The organism is Acinetobacter sp. UC24323 (assembly GCF_024151445.1).
Taxonomy (GTDB): domain Bacteria; phylum Pseudomonadota; class Gammaproteobacteria; order Pseudomonadales; family Moraxellaceae; genus Acinetobacter; species Acinetobacter baumannii.
Genome location: NZ_JAHIBY010000008.1, coordinates 36,705 through 58,598 on the forward strand (window position 1 = coordinate 36,705; position 21,894 = coordinate 58,598).

Sequence of the window (21,894 nt, forward strand, 5' to 3'; positions counted from 1 at the left end):
TGTAAATATATGAAATTTAACAATTTATTTAGAGTAAAAACTCTAAATTACTACCCTAATCCATTAATTATTCTTAATAGTTAAATCACTTGAAAATAAAAAAGCCTCTAAATTCCAGAGGCTTGTTAGATGAGTTTAAAATTTATACGGATGAAAGTGCTTGTTCTAAATCGGCAATGAGGTCATCAACATGCTCGATACCAATTGAAAGACGTACCATATCTTCACTTACACCAGCAGCTTTTAGTTCTTGTTCGTTGAGTTGGCGGTGAGTTGTGGTTGCAGGGTGACACGCCAGACTTTTCGCATCACCAATGTTCACAAGGCGGGTAAATAGCTGGAGGGCATCAATGAAGCGAGTACCGCCTTCACGGCCATCTTGAACCCCAAAAGATAAAATTGCAGAAGGTTTACCTTTTACATATTTTTGCGCAAGTTGGTGTTGTGGATGATCTTTTAAGCCTGCGTAATTGACCCATTTTACTTTCGGATGATTTTGCAAATATTCCGCAATTCTTTGTGCATTTTCAGTATGACGTTCCATCCGTAAATTAAGCGTTTCTAGACCCTGTAAAATTAAGAAAACACTGAGCGGGCTAATAGCTGCGCCTGTATTACGTAATGGTACAACCCGAGCCCTTGCTATATAGGCAGCTTCACCTAATGCCTCGACATAGTTCACACCATGATAGCTTGGGTCTGGCGTGTTCAATACTTTAAAACGCTCCGGATATTTACCCCAAGGAAACTTACCGCTATCGATAATCGCACCACCAATACTATTGCCATGACCACCAATATATTTAGTCAAAGAATGTATGACGATATCGGCGCCATATTGGAATGGTTTTAATAAAGCAGGGGTAGCGACTGTATTATCAACAACGACAGGTACGCCATATTCATGGGCGATTTTCGAAATTTCTTCTAGATCGATGATATTTCCAAGCGGATTGCCGATTGACTCAACAAAAACAAGTTTAGTTTTATCATCAATTAAGTTACGTAAGCTTTCAGGCTTTTGATAATCAAAAAAGCGAACTTCAATGCCTTGTTTTGGCAGGGTATGAGCAAATAAGTTGTACGTTCCACCATATAAAGTTGAGACTGAGGCAATATTATCTCCAGCTTCAGTAATGGTCTGAATTGCGTAAGTAATAGCTGCCATTCCCGATGCCAAAGCTAATGCCCCAATACCGCCTTCTAACGCAGCAAGGCGCTGCTCAAGTACGGCTGTGGTTGGATTCATAATACGGGTATAGATATTGCCTTGAACTTTTAAATCGAAAAGGTCGGCACCGTGTTGTGTGTTATCAAATGCATACGAAGTTGTTTGATAGATAGGGACTGCAACAGCTTTAGTGGTTGCTTCTGGAGTGTAGCCTGCGTGAATGGCTAAGGTTTCATCTTTATAAGTCATGATTACTTCATCTTCGTGAGTTAAATATTGAGCGAGTCTAGCTTAAAATTTATATAGAAAATTGCAGAAATTCTGGTTTGTTATCCAATTTTAGGAATATGGATAGAAAAATATACGCTGAAACGTTGTATAAATCTTATACATAAACATTTTGCAACTTATTGAAAAAGAAAATTGTTTGATAAATCCGTACGATGGAAATCATAACTTCAAGTCATTAGTGTTTTCATCGTATAATACGCGCGATTATTTTGTCGCGTCTTGCGATGTATTGGTTTTTCAATTGAGGAGTCCTGCGTGGCCCAATATATTTATACGATGAACCGAGTGTCTAAGATGGTTCCGCCAAAGCGCGAAATCTTAAAAGACATCTCTTTATCATTTTTCCCGGGTGCCAAAATTGGTGTTCTCGGTTTGAACGGTGCGGGTAAGTCTACCTTGCTTCGTATTATGGCTGGCGTAGATAAAGATTTCTCTGGTGAAGCTCGTGCACAACCTGGAATTAAAATCGGCTATTTAGAGCAAGAACCGCCACTTGATCCGACTAAAGACGTTCGTGGTAACGTTGAAGATGGTGTGCGTGAAGCTTTAGATGCTTTAGAGCGTCTTGATCAGGTATTTGCAGAATATGCAGACCCAGATGCTGATTTTGATGCGCTTGCGAAAGAGCAGGAAAAATTAGAATCAATTATCCATGCTTGGGATGCACATAACCTAAATAACCAGCTTGAAATCGCGGCAGATGCCTTGAACCTTCCAGCTTGGGATGCAGATGTAACTAAGCTTTCTGGTGGTGAACGCCGTCGTGTAGCACTTTGCCGTTTATTGCTCTCTAAACCAGATATGTTGCTTCTTGACGAACCAACGAACCATTTGGATGCAGAGTCTGTATCTTGGTTAGAGCGATTCTTAAAAGATTTCCCTGGCACAATCGTGGCGATTACGCACGACCGTTATTTCTTAGATAACGTTGCCGAGTGGATCTTGGAGCTTGACCGTGGACACGGTATTCCTTACCAAGGTAACTATACTTCTTGGTTGGAGCAAAAAAATGCTCGTTTAGAACAAGAGCAGAAACAAGAAGAATCTTTTGCTAAAGCATTGAAAAAAGAACTTGAATGGGTTCGTCAAAATGCGAAAGGTCAGCAAAAGAAAAACAAAGCGCGTATGGAGCGTTTTGAAGAGCTTAACTCACGCGAATTCCAACAGCGTAATGAGACCTCTGAAATCTATATTCCACCTGGTCCACGTTTAGGTAACAAGGTTGTTGAAGTAGAAAATATCAGCAAGTCATTTGGTGATCGTTTACTTTACGAAAACTTGTCATTTACCGTACCACCAGCAGCAATTGTAGGTATTGTTGGTCCTAACGGTGCCGGTAAAACGACTTTATTCCGTATGATGACAGGTGAGCAAAAACCTGACACCGGTACTGTAACACTTGGTGATTCAGTTAAAGTGGCTTACGTGGGTCAGATTCGTGACACTTTAGATGATAACAAAACGGTTTGGGAAGAAGTTTCTGGCGGTTTAGACATCTTGAAAGTGGGCGATTATGAAATTGCATCACGTGCTTATATTGGTCGTTTTAACTTTAAAGGCCAAGATCAGCAAAAACGCGTAGGTGAATTGTCAGGTGGTGAGCGTAACCGTTTACAACTTGCGAAAATTTTACAGCAAGGTGCAAACGTTATCTTACTGGATGAGCCATCAAACGACTTGGACGTAGAAACTTTACGTGCACTTGAAGATGCAATTTTGGTATTCCCGGGTACAGTCATGGTTGTATCGCATGACCGTTGGTTCCTTGACCGTATTGCGACTCATATCTTGTCATTTGAAGATGAGCAACCAGAGTTCTATACAGGTAACTATACCGAGTTTGAAGCTTATCGCCGTGCTAAGCTAGGTGATGACGCTCAGCCTCATCGCAAGAAATACAAAAAAATTAGCGGTTAATTACTGCTAAATTTAAAAACCAGCCTAAGGGCTGGTTTTTTGTTAGAAGGCAAGTTTACTAAAAGCTTCTTGTAAGCAACGTTCAGCATCAGGATGTCCCTGACTTGCTGCTTTGTTTAACCACTTTTCAGCTTCAGTGTAGTTTTTATCTAAACCAAATTGACCATTTAAATAGCCAATACCAAGTTTAAAGGAAGCGTCAGCATTACCTCTTAAAGCTGCACGGAGGTAGCACCACATCGCATTGCGGTCATTTGAGGTAATATCTAACCAATTCTGCATACGTTCATGATCTTGTATGGCTAACTCTTCAAAGCGTAAGCCTTGTTCAATTTCATCCTCAGCTTGTGAATGCATATCGGCTGGTAAGTTTTCAAAGGCAAACAAGTGATTAAGCCCATGCTTGATTGTTTTCATATTCATGACAGTCTCCCCTTGTTCCTCAATTTGATTGAATTGACTCACACTTTTAAGCTAGTCCCTTATATGAAAATCTTATGTTATTTTTTGTAAATCTGATATAGCGCATTTGGATGAAAAATGATGAAGTTTTAGCTTACATAAAAGTTACACGTGTTTTTACGCTTAGCGAAATTTCTATAAAAGTATTGGTATACAAACATGAAAATAGAATTTAAAAAGTTTAAGAACAAATGATTATTCAAAATAAAAAAATTGAGAAAATTTATAAATATCAAACAAAAGAAATTTTCTTAAACAAAACCAGCCTAAGGGCTGGTTTTGTTTTTAGATTAGTAAGGGTGCTTATTTAGTAAAGTCACCTCGTAAATCTGACAAGATGAGAGAAGGGGCTACCGTCACTATATCAAATGCCATCGCTAAAGGATAAAGCGCCATACGCGTTACACGTTTAAACGGATGTTTCTTGGTTATTTCATCTTTTTGTTGTAAGGCGATTGGATATGGAGTTGGAATCGTTTGTTGAACTTTTAAAGTAGGACTGGTTTGATAAATTTGGCCTTTAAAACGAATAATAGCGTAGGGATATAAAAGCTGTGTTTGGTTCTCCATAACCATAAAATGATTTTTAAAACCTAAATTTTTTAAATTTTCTTTCTGTTGATCAGAAAGTTTTGAAGCGGGAATATTGTATTGAAACTTGAGTTCACCATGAAAATGCGTAGGGTCATCCATTTCAAGTAGCAGAGGAGATGGAATAATTAAAGTTCTTTGATTTACAGGAATATTTTTAATGATATTTAAAAATTCCGAACTTCCTTCCGTCATTAAATAATTAAAGTCTTGTCCTATAAATACGACGCCTTGTTCTTGCTGGTTTTTAATGGTTTGCCCCAGTGCAATAATTTGATCTGTCTTTAAAATAGTTGTTTGGACCTCAGTCGTCTCATTCGGAAGGGCAGTCGATAAAATAGAAGTTGCACATCCACTTAAGCCAAGACAAGTTACTAGTAGGCTAGTGGTCAATGTTTTATACATGAACATTACTCTTAAAAATTATTTTTAAAAAACTTAGGAAACATCTGGGTTAAGAATGGAACCCATAAATCAACGTTTTGTAATTTTATTACATGTAGCTCGCCTGCTATAGTTGCTTCGTGCAATTTCTAACAGCCATGGTGTACTGTTGCCACGTTCTGCAATTTTCATGTCCGTCTTATTCTGTTTGCTTATATTCCAGAGTTTATGGAATATAGCAGCGGCTTTTTGCGCGCATGAAAATCAAGAAAAAGCACTACATCATTTTGGTCATCATGCAGCTTTAAATGTATATCAAACGTCTTCACATACCCATGTTGAACATACTGAGACTTTAGATGCTGCTCATAAAGCACCTTTAAACTTACAAGACCATCATGATCATTTACCGACATGTTTTCATGTCGTCATGACAGAAGTTGCAAAACAAGCTCAAACCCCTGTTTTGCATGTGCATGAACTTTCACAAATTTATCATTGGTCTAATTCTTACCAGTCTCCACATCTTAGTGCCTTAAAACCGCCTCCTGTTTTAACCCCGCTATAGGTGGGGTAGCCAAAAAAAGCCCACCGCATCTTTTATTTATTGCGGGGCTAAAACATGTCTTCTATTTTTTCAAATCGGGTGAACCATCCCGACTTATTGGGTTGTAACGTTAAGATAACGTTGAAAAAGGTTGTAACCATCTCAAGCCTGTCTATTGTCATGTTATTGGCGGGACAAATGGCAAATGCTGCTTCTGATATTCAACAGGGCTCTTATACCCAAAAAGCAGCTTTTAGTTTTGAACAGGCATTAGCGCGAGCACAAAGCTATCAAACTCAACAAGGTGTCTGGCAGGCACAGCAGCAAATGGCTGAGGCGCAATTAAAACAAAGTCGCTTATGGGCAAATCCAAGTCTTTCTATTGAGCAAACAGGTTTGCAGAGTGACCAAGAAAAAGAACTCGCGATCGGCATCTCTCAGCCTTTAGATATTTTTGGGCAGCGTAAGGCCGCACAGCATTTAGCTAAAGTAGAAATGTCAAAGGTTGACTTGGCCGAACAACGTTATAAGGCTGAGCTTGAGTTAATAGTTAAATATTTCTGGTCACAAGTGGCCTTGCTTGAACTTGAAAAGTCTCTCATTGGAGAACAGTTAGCAGTTAGCCAAGAGAACTTGTCTGCATCGGAAAAGCGTTATCAGGCAGGGAGTATTGCTCAGGTTGATGTAGATCGGGTACGTATGTCTCACTTGGAAAACCAGCGTTTATATCAGCAGGTCGATTTGAAACTACAAGTTGCTAAACAGCAACTGGCCAACTTATGGGGCGGTGATTCAAATCAGATCCAACTATCTCAAAGTTCTAATCAGCTGTGGGTATTGGCAGCGGATGTAGAGTCTGGTCAAGATCGACAAAACAATTTGCTAGAGCGCTCTTTTCAACTAGATGCTCTTGCGCAGCAAGCCACTATTCAACAGCTGAAGGCAAAAGCAAGACCACAACCTGCGGTAACTTTGGGGGTGAATAACACTCGTTCCCCAGAGCAGCGTACGGAAAATCAAATCCGCTTAGGGGTGGAAATTCCTTTAAATCTTTTTAATCGTCAACAATACGGAATCAAGATTGCTCAGGCCAAACAAGAGCTGTCTCAACGACAACAGAGCTTTTATCGACAGCAGAATCAAGTGGATATTGAAACTCTGATGTCAGAGTTAAAAGGCTTACATATTCAGTTCAAGCAATTAAATGATCAGCAAGTTCCTCTTGCCGTTCAGGTTCAACAAAAAACATTGCAAGGTTTCCGTTTGGGTAAGTTTGCCGTTACCGATGTGCAGCAAGCCACAATGCAGTTGCAAGATGTGCGCTTACGTAAAGTCGAGCTATTAAAACAGGCTTGGCAAAATTCAATTGAAATTCAAAGTTTACGTCTAGGGCTAGAGCCAGAACAGATCATGGCGAAAGATGCCTTAATGCAACTTAATCAACGTGCTTGGCAACAAGCTCAAACTTTTCCAACTCAGGCAGGAGAATAATAATGTCGGCAAATTTAAAGAAAAATTCTCAATGGCTTTGGGTTGGAGTAATTGCTGCCATTACTGCAATATTAATTGGTTTACTGGTTTTAAATTCAAAAAATAAATCTAATTCTTCGGAACCATCGGAAGGCCACGGCCATGCTGAAGAAGAGGGTGAAGAGCACCATGATGAGGGAGAAAAACCACTACTACTCACTGCTCAGCAAATGCAGGAACAAAATTTAAAAATTGAACAAGCTGAACTAGGTGAAGTTCCTCAACTTCAGACTTATCCAGGCAAACTAGTAGTCAATACAGACCGCCAAGCCCATGTTTCGCCAAGTTTTAGTGGTCGTGTCGAAGCGGTGTATGTTGAACTAGGACAACAAGTTAAAAAAGGCCAGGCACTTGCAAGCTTATTAGTGCCAGATTTAGTCGATCAGCAAGCCAATTTGCAAATAGCCCAGTCTAATCTTGAGTTAGCACGTCAGGACTATGAGCGTGAACGTAGCTTATGGTCTCAAGGAATTTCAGCGAAACAAGATTATCAACGAGCTTATAACGCTTATCAGCAAGCACAAATTCAGGTTAAAGCAGCTCGCTCACGCTTAAGTGCATTCGGGGCAGGTTCTGGTTCAGCAGGGCGTTATACCTTAACAGCGCCAATTGCGGGTATCGTGAGTAATAAGGATATTGTAGTGGGTGAAAACGTACAGTTAGCAGATCAGCTTTTTATTATTAATCAGCTTGATCAGTTATGGCTGGAATTCATTTTACCAAGCAATGCAAATATCAATGTACAGCCAAATCAACAGATTGAATTTAAATCTTTACAAACTGGGAATTCTTTTTCTGCTCAGGTTCAAAGTTTAACAACAGAGGCAGATGCTCAGACTGGACGCTTACAAGTACGTGCCAAAGTTTTGGCAAATAGCAGTGAGCTGCGTCCAAACTTGATGGTTAATGTTGAGCTAAATGCAGGATCAACACAAAAAGTGACTCGTGTAAAAGCGCAAGCAGTTCAACAAGTTGAAGGTAAAGACGTTATCTTTACACCAAAAATAGTCAAAACAGGTTTTGAGTTTGAACCTGTGACTGTACAGCTGGGCCAACGTTCTAAAGATGGTCAATGGGTTGAAGTTGTAAAAGGAATTAATCCAAGCCAGCGCTATGTTGTAGAAGGCAGCTTCTTACTGAAGTCCGAATTGGAAAAAGGAGAGGCTGAGCATGGACATTAATAAACCTGAGCTGCCCAAGCCAGAAGGACTGTTTGACAGAGTTATTCAGTTTGCTATTCAAAATGCCATTTGGGTCATGCTTTTTGTTCTGGCGTGGATTGGTGTTGGCATTTGGAGTTATCAAAAACTCCCTATTGATGCTGTTCCAGATATTACCAATACCCAAGTCCAGATTAATACTCAAGCCAATGGGTATACCGCTTTAGAGGTTGAACAGCGGATTACCTATCCTATTGAAAATGCGATGGCAGGAATTCCAAATCTGGAACAAACTCGCTCCATTTCTCGTTATGGGCTTTCCCAAGTCACCATCATTTTTAAAGACGGAACCGATATTTATTGGGCAAGACAACTGATTAATCAGCGTTTACAAGAAGCGGACGGACAGCTACCTGAATCGGTTGACCCCGTGATGTCTCCTGTTTCAACGGGACTGGGTGAAATTTACCAATGGGTGGTAAAAGCAAAATCTGGTGCTAAAAAAGCAGATGGCACGACCTATACAGCCATGGATTTGCGTGAAATTCAGGACTGGATTGTACGTCCTCAATTGCAACGTGTGAAAGGCGTGGCTGAAATTAACAGTATTGGTGGCTACAACAAAACCTATATTGTGTCACCTGATTTAAAACGTTTGCAGCAGCTTCAAATTTCAATCAATGAATTTCAAACTGCTCTGCAAGAAAACAATGAAAATCGCGGTGCAGGTTTCATTGAAGAAAACGGAGAGCAACTTACTGTTCGTGTACCAGGCATGTTAAGTAGTGTTGAAGATATTCAAAACATTACTGTGAGCACCAAAAGTGGATTACCAATTCGCGTGGCAGATGTGGCGAATGTCTCTATTGGGCATGATTTAAGAACAGGGGCTGCAACTTACAACGGTGAGGAAACTGTTCTTGGCATTGCCATGATGATGATGGGAGAAAATAGCCGTACCGTTGCTCAGGCGGTTGATACCAAAATTAAGGAAATTCAGCCTACATTACCTAAAGGTGTGGAAATCGAAACGGTTTATGACCGAACGAGTTTAGTAAACAAAGCAATTACAACCGTACAGAAGAACCTTGTTGAAGGTGCAATTCTGGTTATTGTGATTTTGTTTATTTTTCTAGGAAATTTTCGAGCTGCTTTAATCACAGCCTGCGTTATTCCACTTTCGATGTTATTTACCCTGACAGGTATGGCTGAACAAAACATTAGTGCCAACCTCATGAGTTTAGGAGCGCTTGATTTCGGGATTATTATAGATGGTGCTGTTGTTATTGTAGAAAACTGTATTCGACGTCTGGCAGAAGCACAGCATGCTTTACATCGGCCTCTTACGCGGTCTGAACGATTCAAAGAAGTTTTCCTTGCAGCAAAACAGGCCCGTCGCCCACTGATTTTTGGGCAAATGATTATTTTAGTGGTCTATTTACCTATTTTTGCCCTATCTGGTGTTGAAGCCAAAATGTTCCATCCAATGGCGATGACAGTGGTGATGGCATTATTGGGTGCCATGATTCTTTCTGTGACATTTGTACCTGCGGCAGTTGCTCTTTTTGTTACGGGTGAAGTGAAAGAAAAAGAAACACGTTGGATGTTGCTTTTAAAGCAGAAATACCGAGATATCCTCGATCAGGCTTATCAACTTAAAATTGTGGTCGTTAGTTTTGCATTAAGTATTTTAGTTCTCACAGGTGTATTAGCTACCCAAATGGGTAGTGAATTTGCTCCGCAGCTCAGTGAAGGTGACTTTGCCCTGCAGCAAATGCGTTCACCAAGTACTGGTCTCGAGCAATCACTGCGAATGCAGGAAAATACTGAAAAGCTCATTTTGAAAAACTTTCCAGAGGTGAAAGCTGTTTTTGCTCGAACAGGGACAGCTGAGGTTGCAACTGATGTGATGCCGCCTAATATCTCTGATGCGGTCATTTTGCTTAAACCGCATGATCAATGGCCAAACCCGAAAGAGACGCTAAGTGAGCTACGTTCACGTATGGAAGCTTTCTTGGCAACCTTACCGGGTAATAACAGTGAGTTCTCTCAACCGATTGAGCTACGCTTTAATGAGCTAATTTCAGGGATTCGTAGTGATATTGGCGTCAAGATTTTTGGCGACGATATGCAAGTACTTAATGAGCAGGCACAAGCACTCGTTCAGAAAGTGCAAAAAATTTCAGGCGCTACCGCGGTTAAGGTAGAACAAACTAGCGGTTTACCGGTGCTGAGTGTCGAAATTAATCGTCCTCTGGCCGCGCAATACGGATTATCTGCCAAAGCTATTCAAGATATTGTTGCTGCAAGTGTTGGTGGACAAAATGTTGGACAGATTTTACAAGGCGATAGACGATTTGATTTTGAAATTCGCCTAGAAGACCAGCAGCGTACCATCCAAAACTTAGCTCAACTTCCGATTCAGTTGCCAAATGGTGGACTTATCCAACTTCAAGATGTAGCTAAAGTTGAACGTACCTCAGGCCTAAATCAGGTGGGACGTGAAAATGGGAAGCGCCGTGTCATTATTACTGCGAACGTAGAAGGCCGTGACTTAGGGTCATTTGTTCAAGAGTTAAGAACAACACTCGCAAAAGAACAACTGCCAGCGGGTTATTGGTTGGAATATGGCGGTCAGTTTGAAAATTTAGCTTCAGCTGCTGCACGAATGAAAATAGTTGTTCCATTGGCGCTTGCTATGATTTTCATTCTGCTCATGGCTGTATTCCATAATGTGAAAGAAAGCTTACTGGTGTTTAGCGGTGTGCCGTTTGCTTTGTCGGGTGGTCTGATTGCCCTTTGGCTAAGAGATATTCCACTGTCCATGTCGGCTGGTGTTGGGTTTATTGCCTTATCCGGCGTCGCTGTTTTGAATGGTCTGGTAATGCTGAGCTTTATTAAAGAGCTTAGAGAAAAATTTGATATTCAAACAGCCACGTGGAATGGGGCGATCTTACGTTTAAGACCGGTACTCATGACGGCTTGTGTTGCTTCACTTGGTTTTATTCCAATGGCTTTGGCAACAGGAACTGGTGCAGAAGTTCAGCGGCCTTTGGCAACAGTGGTTATTGGTGGCATTATTTCATCTACGATATTAACTTTGGTTTTATTACCGGTCATTTATCGATGGATGAATGAAGGCAAGACAAAAAGTGTTGAGCATTCATAATGTCATCGATTTGAGATATCTTTTTTGATTACAAAATTTAAGTCGAAAAAGTGTTTGTAAGAGTTAAAGGTAATGATGTCTTCATCTTTACTTTTAACTCACCATAAAGATAAATAAAAAGGAGTCCGCAAAATGGGTGGACATCATGGTCATGATCATAGTCATGCTGTAGTGACTGAAGGTAATGCTAAAAAATTAACGATTGCCTTGGCGCTTACCACGACATTCTTAATTGTTGAGGTGATTGCAGGTTTAATCACACAAAGTTTGGCATTGCTCTCTGACGCTGCACATATGTTTACAGATGCAGCTGCTTTAGCAATTGCTTTGGTTGCCATACAGATTTCTAAACGTCCTGCCGATAATAAACGTACTTTCGGTTATCAGCGCTTTGAAATTCTGGCCGCTTTATTTAATGCACTTATGCTTTTTGTGGTGGCAATTTATATTTTATATGAAGCCTATATCCGCTTTTCGCAGCCACCTGAAATTCAAAGCTTGGGAATGTTGATTGTCGCGACCATTGGTTTGGTAATAAACCTCATCTCAATGAAAATTCTTATGTCGAGTGCCAATAACAGCTTAAATGTGAAAGGTGCTTATCTAGAAGTATTGAGTGATGCACTAGGCTCAGTTGGCGTTATTATTGGTGCAATTATTATTTACTTCACTAATTGGTACTGGATTGACACGCTTATTGCGGTACTGATTGGATTTTGGGTGTTGCCAAGAACATGGGTTTTACTTAAACAAAGTATTAATATTTTGCTCGAAGGTGTACCCGAAGAAGTCGATATTGAAAAGCTACGTGCAGATTTACTTTCATTAAATGGTGTGGAGAGTATTCACCAACTCAAAGTCTGGGCGATTACGTCTAAAAATATCCATTTAACCGTACACTTATTTGCGCCTGAAGCTGACCGTAACAAGCTCTATCAAGATGCAGTTGAAATGCTTTCTCATGAGCATGGTATTGGTGAAGTGACATTGCAAATTGAAGATGATGCTGAGATCAACTGTCAGCATATTGCTCAACATGCTTCACACGAACATAACGATAATGACAAGACGCATTCACATCAGCATTAAGCTGATGTGAATATAGTTTTAAATTTCCCACTCATGATTGCAGTCACGACATTTCCAATGTTTTTGTGACTGCATAAATGCTTGCATAGACAATTTAAAATCAGGCAAATCGCGCCAGAACATAAAACCTGCACCTACAGTAACCACAAATGCAACTACTGTTGCAATTTGAAGAGAGCTGCCTGCACCATTGCCAAAAATCCACATAAAAATACTAATCACAACCAAGAGTAAAAGTACAAAAATGGCAGGAACTAAAATCACTAAGCTTTTAGGCACAACAGGTTTAGCACTATTAACACCTTGGCTCACCGGCATAATTTTAACACTTTGACATTGAGGGCAACGATATTGCATGACAGCTCCACATTAAATTTGAATCTATTCTAACGGAAATGCAAAGAAAGAAAAAAATTTGTAGCTGATTAAAAAGTTGAGGTGAATATCCGATATAAAATACTTTTTTGAAACAAGGATATATAAAAAAACGATGATTTATGCGTACACATAAAAATTAAAATAATGCTGTAGAGCATGCTAATCTAGATAAAAACCAAGTGTGTCCAACACTGGAAATGAGCTGAAATACTCATTAATAGGATGTGAAAGAAATATAAAAAGGAGAGGGACTTGGGTCAAGAAGATGACAATAAGTCGAAGCCTACAACGACATCAACAGTTTCAGGGAATCCTGACCCTATAAAACTGTCATTCTCACGCCGTTTGCTGCATAAAACATTACAGCATGCGCAAGACGCCGTCGGGTTTGCTAGTGATACTACACGTAATCTTGCTGAAGTTGCTGATGCAGCCTTAGATGCTTTGGATCAGGTGACATCTCATACAAAGCGTGGAGTGGTGGGCATGACCAACCTGGCAGCAGGGACTGTCAGAGATATGGTGTCTGAAACAAGTGAAACTGCAAGACAGGTTGCCTTAATCATGGCGCGTACTTTTCTAGGTAAAAGTACCTTGAATTTGTATTTGCCAGAAATGCTATTAAACAGTCAAATTCGTAAACGCATAGATCGTTCGGAAATTGATGATATTAAAGTTCAATGTGGCAATGATCGGTTTCAGGTTGAAATCGATGGGCACTATCACCGTTTTCTATATCGGCTTAGTTTAGATTTTCGAGTATTGGAATGCCGCATTGGACAAGAAAAGTTCTTACGCTTACGTCAAATGGATGAAAGTCTGGATGTGCAAATACGTCATGGTGGAACATTATCGAATTGGGCGGTTCGCCGTATTGGTCGAGTAGGTTTTGAAGTGATTAATATGTTGCCTATTCCATCGCTGATTAATCATTTGATTCGTGATATTCCGGGTATTCAGCGTGATGGTCATCGCATGTGGTTCATTGACCTTGAGCAAGCGGGTTTTATTGATTTCATTAATAACCGTTCATGGATGGTAGAAAAACTTTTAAATTTAACCGACTTTAGTATTCTACCGGGACTCAATATTTTAAGAGAAAGTCGTGAGCTTGTGCAGCAACTGGTAGATCAGTTCGAAATAAAAGGACTACGTGTTCAATCAGGCCGTCTGGAAGTTCAAGTTGGAATCGCAAATTAAATAAGTATGATGGGAAGCTGGTTTATGATCAGCTTTTTTTATTGTCTAGATAAGAAAAAAGCCACTGTCGTTATGCAGTGGCTTTTTAGAATTTGGCGTCCCTACGGGGATTCGAACCCCGGTTACCGCCGTGAAAGGGCGATGTCCTAGGCCTCTAGACGATAGGGACTTATATGAGGCATACATCTGAAAAATATTGGCGTCCCTACGGGGATTCGAACCCCGGTTACCGCCGTGAAAGGGCGATGTCCTAGGCCTCTAGACGATAGGGACGTTTCAGAGGTGGGCGTATATTAGGTCGATTTAATAAAAGTGTCAAATAGTTTTCTGAAGAAATATTAAAAAAATCAGTTAAGCGCTTAAAAATAACTCAAATTGTAGAAAATATATACGTTTATAGATGTTTTTTATTGGAAAGGCTCAATAATTGTTTTTACCACAGCATGATGCTGTAAGTAACCGACAATTTCATGAGGTTGGTTGGCAAAAGTAAAAATCTCTTGATTAATAATGGGGGGAGTAAAATTAAAAGGTGCCTCACTTAATGGAAAAGCGGTTAAAAAGTCATCTTTAGAATAAAAGTTATACCAGTCGCCCTTTAAGCATTTAGGACGTTCAATGGGAGTGGGGAGTTTGCTTTGTATGACGCGAAAAGAAAGAGGGGATGCTAAGGTAATAAAGCGCTGTACTGAAAACTGATAAGAAGGATCTGATAATAAATGATAGGCAATCACAGAACCCAAAGAGTGGGCGACTACAATACAATCTTCATCATCATGCATTTGTTTTAAAATTCTTTGATGAACCTCATACATAAAATCAGGATTAGATAAATACATATAAGTTTCAATCAAGAATTGCTGAATTAAGCTTTCATGTAATTTTGGAAAATTATTTAAAAGAACCACCATTTCCTTAAGAACGCGATCTTTCACCATCTGTGAAGTTAAATATAAACGCTCTGATAAGCTTTGTGCTGGTTGATCGGGTGAAAGAGGGAGATGGGGTATAAAAGGAGTATGTTCCTTGGGGGGTGATGGCTGATGATGTAAATGGATGGGTAAATGAAAATTAAAAGTTTTTGGAAGTAAAGTATTAAGATCAAGTTGATTGGATAATTGATACTTCGTCATTAAATCGCCATAAAATGGCATATGTATATGTAGATCTCTTAAATTAACTCTACAGTGCAATTGTTTTAAGCCCAGTTTAAATACTTTTAGCCAGTGCTCTTTTAAACGATGTGCTGTGTAATTCTGCTGATTCATCCCATGGATAAATATAATTTTCATTGTATACAAGGAATTGTTTTTTAATATAAATTTAAATCTACAACGGTAGATTATATAAAGCCAGTCTCTAAGCAAAAAAAAGTGTAGCTTTTTGCTACACTTTTTAAATTACAAATACTTAAGCTTTATTTCGATAGAAAATAAAGTAGCTGAGATAGCACAAGGCAGTAAAAATTAAGCAACCTATAAAGCCAGCACGCATTTCAGGGTCTGCTGCCATACTTAAACATGTAATAAAGCAGAAAAGAAAACCTAAAATTGGAACGATAGGGAATAACGGTGCTGCATATTTTAAATCGCTAACCGAATGTCCAGAACGGTACCATTGACGACGGAAATTGAACTGACTCAAACAAATACTCATCCAGACAATAACCATGGTAAAAGCTGCAACACCTAGCAAGTTTTTAAAGATGGTTTCAGGAGCAAATTGCTCTGATAATAAGCCTGGAATTGCACCGAACATCGTTACAACTAAAGCAACAATAGGTGTTCCGCTTTTTGAAAGTGTTGCAAATACACCCGGAAGGAGTTTTTGCTCCGATAAAGACCACATCATACGTGAAGCTGCATATAGTCCCGAGTTTGCGGCTGAGAGTAGTGCAGTAATAATAACAAAACGGATGATGTCATCTGCATATGGAATACCGATGTAATTAAATACGGTAACGAAAGGACTATTACTTACGTTATCACCACCTAAACCAGCAAGTTGGAAAGGAAGTAATGCACTAATTACAATAATAGTGCCCACAAAGAAAATCAGAAGACGCCAGATTGCAGCATTAATCGCTTTAGGGACATTCTGAGCAGGATCTTTAGTTTCGCCAGCAGCTACACCAATTAACTCTGTTCCAGAGAAAGCAAAGTTAACAATGAGCATAGTGGTGAAAATAGGAAGAAAACCGTGTGGGAACCAACCTTGGGCGGTTAAATTACTAAACAATGGAGCAGTTTGAGCGCCGTGGAAAGGAATTAAACCAAAAATTGCTAATAATCCAAGCACAATAAAAGCAATGACGGTAATGACCTTAACTAGCGCTAGCCAGAACTCTGACTCGGCAAATACTCGGGTTGAACTGATATTTAACCCGAAAATAGTTACTGCAAAAATAAGTGTCCAGATCCACATTGAAATTTGTGGAAACCATTCCTGCATAAGTAGAGCAGCGGCGGTAAACTCGGTTCCTAGCGTTGCTGTCCATGTTAGCCAGTACATCCATGAAATCATGTAACCTGTACTTGGACTAATGTACTTTCGAGCGTATGCGCCGAAAGAACCCGAAACGGGCATATGTACAGCCAGCTCGCCTAAACAGAGCATGACCATGTAAGCAATTGCACCCCCAAGAATATAGGCAATAATTGCGCCAATAGGTCCAGTTTGTGAAATGACTTCCCCTGAACCCAAAAATAAACCAGTACCGATTGCTCCACCTAGCGATAACATGACAAGGTGGCGGGTACTCATGGCTCTTTTTAAAGGTGCAGTACTGTTCTGATGCTGGGCATCTAGTTGTTTGTCAGATGGCTGCATATTACACATTGAGAGAATTTGAGAAAGACGCTATTTTAGATAAAATAGACAAATGTGCAATCAAGAAGCAGTCAAAGAATAGACAGGAAGATGACGATAGAGTCTTTAAAAGGAATTTTTAAAATAGAAAATGGCGTCCCTACGGGGATTCGAACCCCGGTTACCGCCGTGAAAGGGCGATGTCCTAGGCCTCTAGACGATAGGGACTTGATGAGGCAAACACAAAGGAGCTTGGTGGAGCCAAGCGGGATCGAACCGCTGACCTCTACAATGCCATTGTAGCGCTCTACCAACTGAGCTATGACCCCAGTTTGTGTGAGCGCAATATTAGGGTGAATGCGCTCACACGTCAATAAAAAAATGAATTAAGCTTCGCTAGTTGCTTCATTTTTCGGCAATTTTAAACTTTCATTAAGCTTTTCCCAGTTTTTTACCTCTTTTTTACTCGGTGCACCCACAATTTCTAGCGCATGTCGTAAGCGAGCAAAGGTTAAGTCAGGGCCAAGCGTAACCATTGACTGCATAACTGGTGTTGAACTTGTTGAGCCAGCAATTGCAATAAAGAATGTTGGCATGAAGTCACGTAATTTAATGCCCATCTGATTTGCCAAATCCATTAAAGTTTGGCTAACTGTGTCGTTATTCCAAGTAAACTGACTTTCAAGACGCCAAATTGCGAATTGTAAACTTTGACGAACTTGCTCTTGAGTCAATTTTTTACTTTCAAACATTTCAGCCGTAATTTGTGGCATATGGTTAAAGTAGAAACCAGCCCAATTTACCGCTTCAGAAAGTAAATTAATACGTGGTTGAATAGCGGCAGCAATGTCTTCTAAAGTGCTGCGATCACTTTTCCATGTCAATAAACGGTCTAATAGTTGTCCTGGGGTTAACCCTTTAATCCATTGACCATTTAACCAATTGAGTTTTTCAACGTCAAAAATTGGCCCACCTAGTGATACGCGTTGAATATCAAAGTTATCCATCATGTCTTGTAATGTGAAAACTTCTCTTTCATCCGGCATTGACCAACCCATACGGCCTAAATAGTTGAGTAAGGCTTCTGGTAAAACGCCGATATCACGGTAGTAGTTAATTGAGGTCGGGTTTTTACGTTTAGATAACTTCGATTTATCCGGATTACGAAGCAATGGCATATGGCAAAGCGTTGGCATTTCCCAACCAAAGTATTGGTAAAGCAATTGATGCTTCGGTGCAGATGGAAGCCATTCTTCTCCACGCAATACATGAGTGATTTCCATTAAATGGTCATCAACAACGTTAGCTAAATGGTAAGTTGGTAAACCATCTGTTTTAAGAAGCACTTGCATATCGACTTGTGCCCAAGGAATTTCAACTTCACCACGGAGTAAGTCGTTAAATTTACACACGCCTTCTTCAGGCACTTTCATACGGATAACATGAGGTTCACCCGCTTCAAGACGTCGAGCTACTTCTTCTTGAGACAACTTTAAACCACGACCATCGTATTTTGGTGTTTCGCCACGAGCTTGCTGCTCGGCACGCATTTGGTCAAGTTCTTCTGCTGTAGCAAAACAATAAAAAGCATGACCTTTTTCAACAAGTTCTAACGCGTATTGCTTATAAATTCCCATACGCTCTGATTGGCGGTAAGGAGCATGAGGACCACCTACATCCGGACCTTCAGACCAATTTAAGCCTAACCAGCGTAGAGAGTCTAAAATCATTTTTTCAGATTCTGGCGTAGAGCGAAGCTGGTCTGTATCTTCAATTCTTAAAATGAATTCCCCGCCATGCTGTTTCGCAAAACACATATTGAATAGGGCGATGTAGGCAGTACCAACATGTGGGAAACCGGTAGGAGACGGTGCAATACGAGTACGAACTTTCATAGTTAATGGGTCAAAATAAAAATTGGAACTATTATAACGAAAAAGCCCAGTATTCTGACGTTTTATTTAACGACAGTCTGGGCTGAAATTGAAACGATGAGGGGTCGTTTCAAATATTAAGAAGTGTGTGGCTGGAAGATTGCCTGAACAAAACGTGAAAAACGTTCATGCTGTGCTGCAAGAAAGTTTTGAGTTGGTGTAACACGGATAGTATTAAGTACTTTTAACTCATCATCTGTTGATGGAAGTACAATAGTGTTACGTTTTTGCTGATCTAAAGCTTTTTCAATAAGTGAAGACTGTTTATCTGAAAGACTTTTACTTGGTGTATCTTTCAGTACGGCTGCTGTAGACAGTTGCGATGCAAAACTAAGCACCAAACCCAAGCTTAAAGCTTTTCCATAATGAATTTTCATTTTCTGTTCATCCCCTCAGTACATTTCGTCTATTTTTTGAGTTTAACCAAATGTAAAATTACGGTAACGCTACGATTCAAACATAAATTTTAATAAAAAAGTAGAACTATGTCACACTTTTTACAAAAAATACCTTTATTTTACGCTGGTACCTTTAAATGTAGCCTATGTGTATCCATTACGTCTCATTATTTAACAAATTAATGTGTAGATAAAGTGAAGACTATAAATAAACTATAAGAATAATTACAAAACTTTTCAAAAAGGAGAAGGAAAAATTAGAGTTAACTATATCTTTTAAAGTGATTAGTAAAACATTTATTTATATAACTATCTGATTGAAAACTAAAAAAATAAAAATATAGTAGACGTTAAAAGTAAAATTGGTTTTTATAAATGAAAAGAATAGCAATAATTGCAGTCGCTACATATATGGGGTTGGCAGTAAGTGCTGTGCAGGCGGCGACTACATTTTTAAATGTTTCTTATGACCCAACTCGAGAGTTTTATCAGGAATATAATCAGGCATTTGGAAAGTTCTGGAAACAACGTACCGGACAGGACGTGGATTTTAAACAATCCCATGGGGGCTCAGGAAAACAGGCTCGTGCTGTGGCAACTGGTCTTGAGGCAGATGTGGTGACCTTAGCCTTAGCCAATGATATTGATGAAATTGTAAAAGCAGGCTTTATCCAGCCAAACTGGCAAAAAGAATTCCCTAATAATTCTGCACCGTATACCTCTACAGTTGTCTTTTTAGTAAGAAAAGGCAATCCGAAAAATATTCGTGACTGGAATGACTTAACTAAACCTGGTGTCGAAATTATTACGCCTAATCCAAAAACGGGTGGGGCACCGCGTTGGATTTATCTTTCTGCATGGGGATATGCTTTAAAGCAGCCGGGTGGAAATGATGCTAAAGCCAAAGAGCTGGTTAAAAAACTTTATCACAACGTTAAGGTGTTAGATTCGGGAGCGCGAGGCTCGCTTACTACATTTGCTGAGCGTGGAATTGGAGATGTTCTACTTTCTTGGGAGAACGAAGCACTATTGGCAACGAAAGGTCTCGATAAAGATAAATATGAAATTGTTTACCCATCAATTTCAATTTTGGCAGAACCATCTGTTGCCATTGTTGACAAAACAGTCGACAAAGACGGTAACCGTACTTTGGCAAAAGGTTATCTCAACTTTTTATACTCACCTTTAGGTCAAGAGTTGGCTGCTAAACACTATTTCCGTCCTCGCAACCCTCAAGTTGCTGCTAAATATGCAGCACAATTCCCAAAAATTAAATTATTTACGATCAATGATGTTTTTGGCGGTTGGGCAAAAGCTCAGAAAACCCATTTTGCCAATGGAGCCATCTTTGATCAGATTTATGATGGAAAGCAGTAGATAAAATATTGGTAGAGTAGAATTTTAAAAATTAGTTTACTTTTTTATAGTGAAGCAAGTGAACCTGAAAAGGTGAGCTTGCTTTTTTGTTTTGCTTAAAAAATGAAAAGAAAACGGTTTTCTCTATGAAAAATTAATATTTTCCTACAAAAAGCCGTTTGGTGTTAGCCATAAACAAGGTGATAATGTGCAGTTACATTTTTACGCTATGATTTAACTCCTATGTCGCATATTTCTGTCTTACTTTTTGAGACCGTTGAAAGCTTATTGGCAGATCGCACAACTGGGGTGTATATCGATGCAACCTTTGGACGAGGTGGGCATACGCGCTTGTTATTGTCGAAACTCGATGAAAACGCCCGAGTATATGCTTTTGATAAAGACCCTCAAGCTCTGGAAGTTGCGGCTGCTTTAGCACAAGAAGATCCAAGATTTACCATTATTCATGCAAGTTTTGCTGATATTAAGGAAAAAATGCAGGAAATTGGGGTGCAAAGTGTCGATGGAATTATGGCAGACTTAGGTGTGTCCTCTCCTCAACTCGACCAGGCTGAACGCGGCTTTAGTTTTATGCAAGATGGCCCGTTAGATATGCGCATGGATAACTCTAAAGGATTGACTGCTGCCGAATGGTTACTTGAGGTAGAAGAGGAAGATTTGGCAAATATCATTTATCAATATGGTGAAGAAAGATATAGTCGCCGTATTGCTAGAGCAATTAAACAGGCCGGAAAATTGGATACTACGGCGCAATTGGCTGAAATAGTAAAAACAGCCCATCCAAAATGGGAAAAGCATAAACATCCGGCGACACGTACGTTTCAGGCAATCCGTATTGCTATTAACAAAGAACTAGATGATATTGAAGTATTTTTACCGCAAGCTGTAGACTTGCTTAAACCAAAAGGGCGTTTGTCTGTGATCAGCTTCCATTCGCTTGAAGATCGGTTGATCAAACAGTTTATTCAAAAAGAATCAACTCTAGCAGAAGATTCTGGTTGGGGGATGCCTCAACAGCAGGTTGATACGAGAAGATTAAAGAAAATTTCACGGGTTCGTGCGAGTGAAGAAGAAGTAAAAGCGAATCCACGTTCACGTAGTGCATGGCTTCGGGTTGCTGAACGCTTGGAACAAAAAGGCGCGTAATGAAAAGCAGTGATGAAATCGAAACCACAGAAAATAAAGTGGTCAAAAAAGTTGTGGTATATGCAGTCATGGTGGCATTGGTTTTTATCAGTGCCATGATGGTGGTATTTCAAGTATTTGAATACCGTCATGATTATAGAGAGTTAAGCTCTTATATGCGTGAACGTGATGACCTCAATGCTGAATGGGGGCGTTTATTGATTGAGCAACAAACATTTGGTGCGACTGCTCAAATTGGTACACGTGCTGTAACCCAACTACGCATGTTTTCGCCACCTGCTGCAGAAACGGTGGTAATTTCTTTACCGATGACCTCAGAGCAAAATAAGTAAGGCCTTGCTG

18 protein-coding genes and 4 tRNA genes are annotated in these 21,894 nt (G+C 39.8%); 10 read left to right on the forward strand and 12 right to left on the reverse strand.

Translation table 11 applies throughout. The annotated features are described in order from the left end of the window. Positions 1–142 precede the first annotated feature (142 nt). Entirely contained in the window at positions 143–1,420 is a 1,278-nt protein-coding gene (locus KNQ97_RS11980) for an O-acetylhomoserine aminocarboxypropyltransferase/cysteine synthase family protein (protein ID WP_000221152.1), read from the reverse strand. Between the two features lie 297 nt (positions 1,421–1,717). Here KNQ97_RS11980 and ettA point away from each other — a divergent pair, with 297 nt between their 5' ends. After that, complete coding sequence (gene ettA / locus KNQ97_RS11985; protein WP_000090021.1) at positions 1,718–3,379, forward strand: energy-dependent translational throttle protein EttA; 1,662 nt, start codon at positions 1,718–1,720, stop codon at positions 3,377–3,379. A 42-nt stretch (positions 3,380–3,421) separates the two neighbouring features. Here ettA and KNQ97_RS11990 read toward each other — a convergent pair whose 3' ends face one another. Together KNQ97_RS11990 and KNQ97_RS11995 are read right to left on the reverse strand one after the other, a co-directional pair. Continuing rightward, positions 3,422–3,802: a tetratricopeptide repeat protein gene (locus KNQ97_RS11990; RefSeq protein ID WP_253612284.1), complete on the reverse strand. Its 381-nt coding sequence runs from the start codon at positions 3,800–3,802 to the stop codon at positions 3,422–3,424. 342 nt (positions 3,803–4,144) lie between these two features. Further along, positions 4,145–4,837, reverse strand: a complete 693-nt coding sequence (locus tag KNQ97_RS11995) for a hypothetical protein (RefSeq protein ID WP_103236229.1) — start codon at positions 4,835–4,837, stop codon at positions 4,145–4,147. A 148-nt stretch (positions 4,838–4,985) separates the two neighbouring features. Between KNQ97_RS11995 and KNQ97_RS12000 the strand changes: the two genes are divergently transcribed. The 5 genes from KNQ97_RS12000 to KNQ97_RS12020 all read left to right on the forward strand — a co-directional run bounded on the left by KNQ97_RS12000 (position 4,986) and on the right by KNQ97_RS12020 (position 12,311). Then, entirely contained in the window at positions 4,986–5,384 is a 399-nt protein-coding gene (locus KNQ97_RS12000) for a cation efflux protein, CzcI-like (RefSeq protein ID WP_001138085.1), read from the forward strand. 54 nt (positions 5,385–5,438) lie between these two features. Beyond that, positions 5,439–6,854, forward strand: coding sequence for a TolC family protein (locus KNQ97_RS12005; protein WP_253612285.1), 1,416 nt, complete (start codon positions 5,439–5,441; stop codon positions 6,852–6,854). A 2-nt stretch (positions 6,855–6,856) separates the two neighbouring features. Then, entirely contained in the window at positions 6,857–8,074 is a 1,218-nt protein-coding gene (locus tag KNQ97_RS12010) for an efflux RND transporter periplasmic adaptor subunit (RefSeq protein ID WP_253612286.1), read from the forward strand. Continuing rightward, a complete protein-coding gene (locus tag KNQ97_RS12015) occupies positions 8,064–11,222 on the forward strand; it encodes an efflux RND transporter permease subunit (RefSeq protein ID WP_253612287.1) in 3,159 nt (1,052 codons plus the stop codon). The genes KNQ97_RS12010 and KNQ97_RS12015 overlap by 11 nt, the downstream gene beginning before the upstream one ends. A 132-nt stretch (positions 11,223–11,354) precedes the next feature. Beyond that, complete coding sequence (locus KNQ97_RS12020; protein ID WP_064479331.1) at positions 11,355–12,311, forward strand: cation diffusion facilitator family transporter; 957 nt, start codon at positions 11,355–11,357, stop codon at positions 12,309–12,311. A gap of 18 nt (positions 12,312–12,329) precedes the next feature. Here the strand turns inward: KNQ97_RS12020 and KNQ97_RS12025 are convergent, their stop codons facing one another. Next, entirely contained in the window at positions 12,330–12,668 is a 339-nt protein-coding gene (locus tag KNQ97_RS12025) for a hypothetical protein (protein ID WP_001200011.1), read from the reverse strand. 273 nt (positions 12,669–12,941) lie between these two features. Here KNQ97_RS12025 and KNQ97_RS12030 point away from each other — a divergent pair, with 273 nt between their 5' ends. Next, positions 12,942–13,889, forward strand: a complete 948-nt coding sequence (locus KNQ97_RS12030; RefSeq protein WP_000529525.1) for a hypothetical protein — start codon at positions 12,942–12,944, stop codon at positions 13,887–13,889. A 93-nt stretch (positions 13,890–13,982) separates the two neighbouring features. On the opposite strand, the gene KNQ97_RS12035 is transcribed toward KNQ97_RS12030, so the two are convergent. From KNQ97_RS12035 to KNQ97_RS12070, 8 genes are all read right to left on the reverse strand, one after another. Next, positions 13,983–14,058: transfer RNA gene (locus tag KNQ97_RS12035), tRNA-Glu, on the reverse strand. 28 nt (positions 14,059–14,086) lie between these two features. Continuing rightward, a tRNA-Glu gene (locus KNQ97_RS12040) sits at positions 14,087–14,162 on the reverse strand. Between the two features lie 134 nt (positions 14,163–14,296). Beyond that, the gene (locus KNQ97_RS12045) at positions 14,297–15,181 is read right to left on the reverse strand and encodes a hypothetical protein (protein WP_253612288.1); all 885 of its coding nucleotides are present in this window, start codon (positions 15,179–15,181) and stop codon (positions 14,297–14,299) included. A 118-nt stretch (positions 15,182–15,299) separates the two neighbouring features. Next, positions 15,300–16,718, reverse strand: a complete 1,419-nt coding sequence (locus KNQ97_RS12050) for an amino acid permease (RefSeq protein WP_001183123.1) — start codon at positions 16,716–16,718, stop codon at positions 15,300–15,302. Between the two features lie 131 nt (positions 16,719–16,849). Further along, positions 16,850–16,925, reverse strand: a tRNA-Glu gene (locus KNQ97_RS12055). Between the two features lie 25 nt (positions 16,926–16,950). Beyond that, positions 16,951–17,026: transfer RNA gene (locus tag KNQ97_RS12060), tRNA-Ala, on the reverse strand. A 57-nt stretch (positions 17,027–17,083) separates the two neighbouring features. Next, positions 17,084–18,592 carry a glutamate--tRNA ligase gene (gltX, locus tag KNQ97_RS12065; protein WP_000868422.1) on the reverse strand — a complete coding sequence of 503 codons (1,509 nt, stop codon included), beginning with the start codon at positions 18,590–18,592 and terminating at the stop codon, positions 17,084–17,086. Positions 18,593–18,708: 116 nt separating this feature from the next. After that, the gene (locus tag KNQ97_RS12070; protein ID WP_000690905.1) at positions 18,709–19,008 is read right to left on the reverse strand and encodes a hypothetical protein; all 300 of its coding nucleotides are present in this window, start codon (positions 19,006–19,008) and stop codon (positions 18,709–18,711) included. Positions 19,009–19,404: 396 nt separating this feature from the next. On the opposite strand from KNQ97_RS12070, the gene KNQ97_RS12075 reads away from it, so the two are divergent. The 3 genes from KNQ97_RS12075 to ftsL all read left to right on the forward strand — a co-directional run bounded on the left by KNQ97_RS12075 (position 19,405) and on the right by ftsL (position 21,884). Further along, positions 19,405–20,406, forward strand: a complete 1,002-nt coding sequence (locus KNQ97_RS12075) for a sulfate ABC transporter substrate-binding protein (RefSeq protein ID WP_001981590.1) — start codon at positions 19,405–19,407, stop codon at positions 20,404–20,406. Between the two features lie 222 nt (positions 20,407–20,628). Then, a complete protein-coding gene (gene rsmH / locus KNQ97_RS12080; RefSeq protein ID WP_000018346.1) occupies positions 20,629–21,552 on the forward strand; it encodes a 16S rRNA (cytosine(1402)-N(4))-methyltransferase RsmH in 924 nt (307 codons plus the stop codon). Beyond that, complete coding sequence (ftsL, locus tag KNQ97_RS12085; RefSeq protein ID WP_000842465.1) at positions 21,552–21,884, forward strand: cell division protein FtsL; 333 nt, start codon at positions 21,552–21,554, stop codon at positions 21,882–21,884. Before rsmH ends, ftsL begins: the two co-directional genes overlap by 1 nt. The last annotated feature ends 10 nt before the right edge of the window (positions 21,885–21,894 follow it).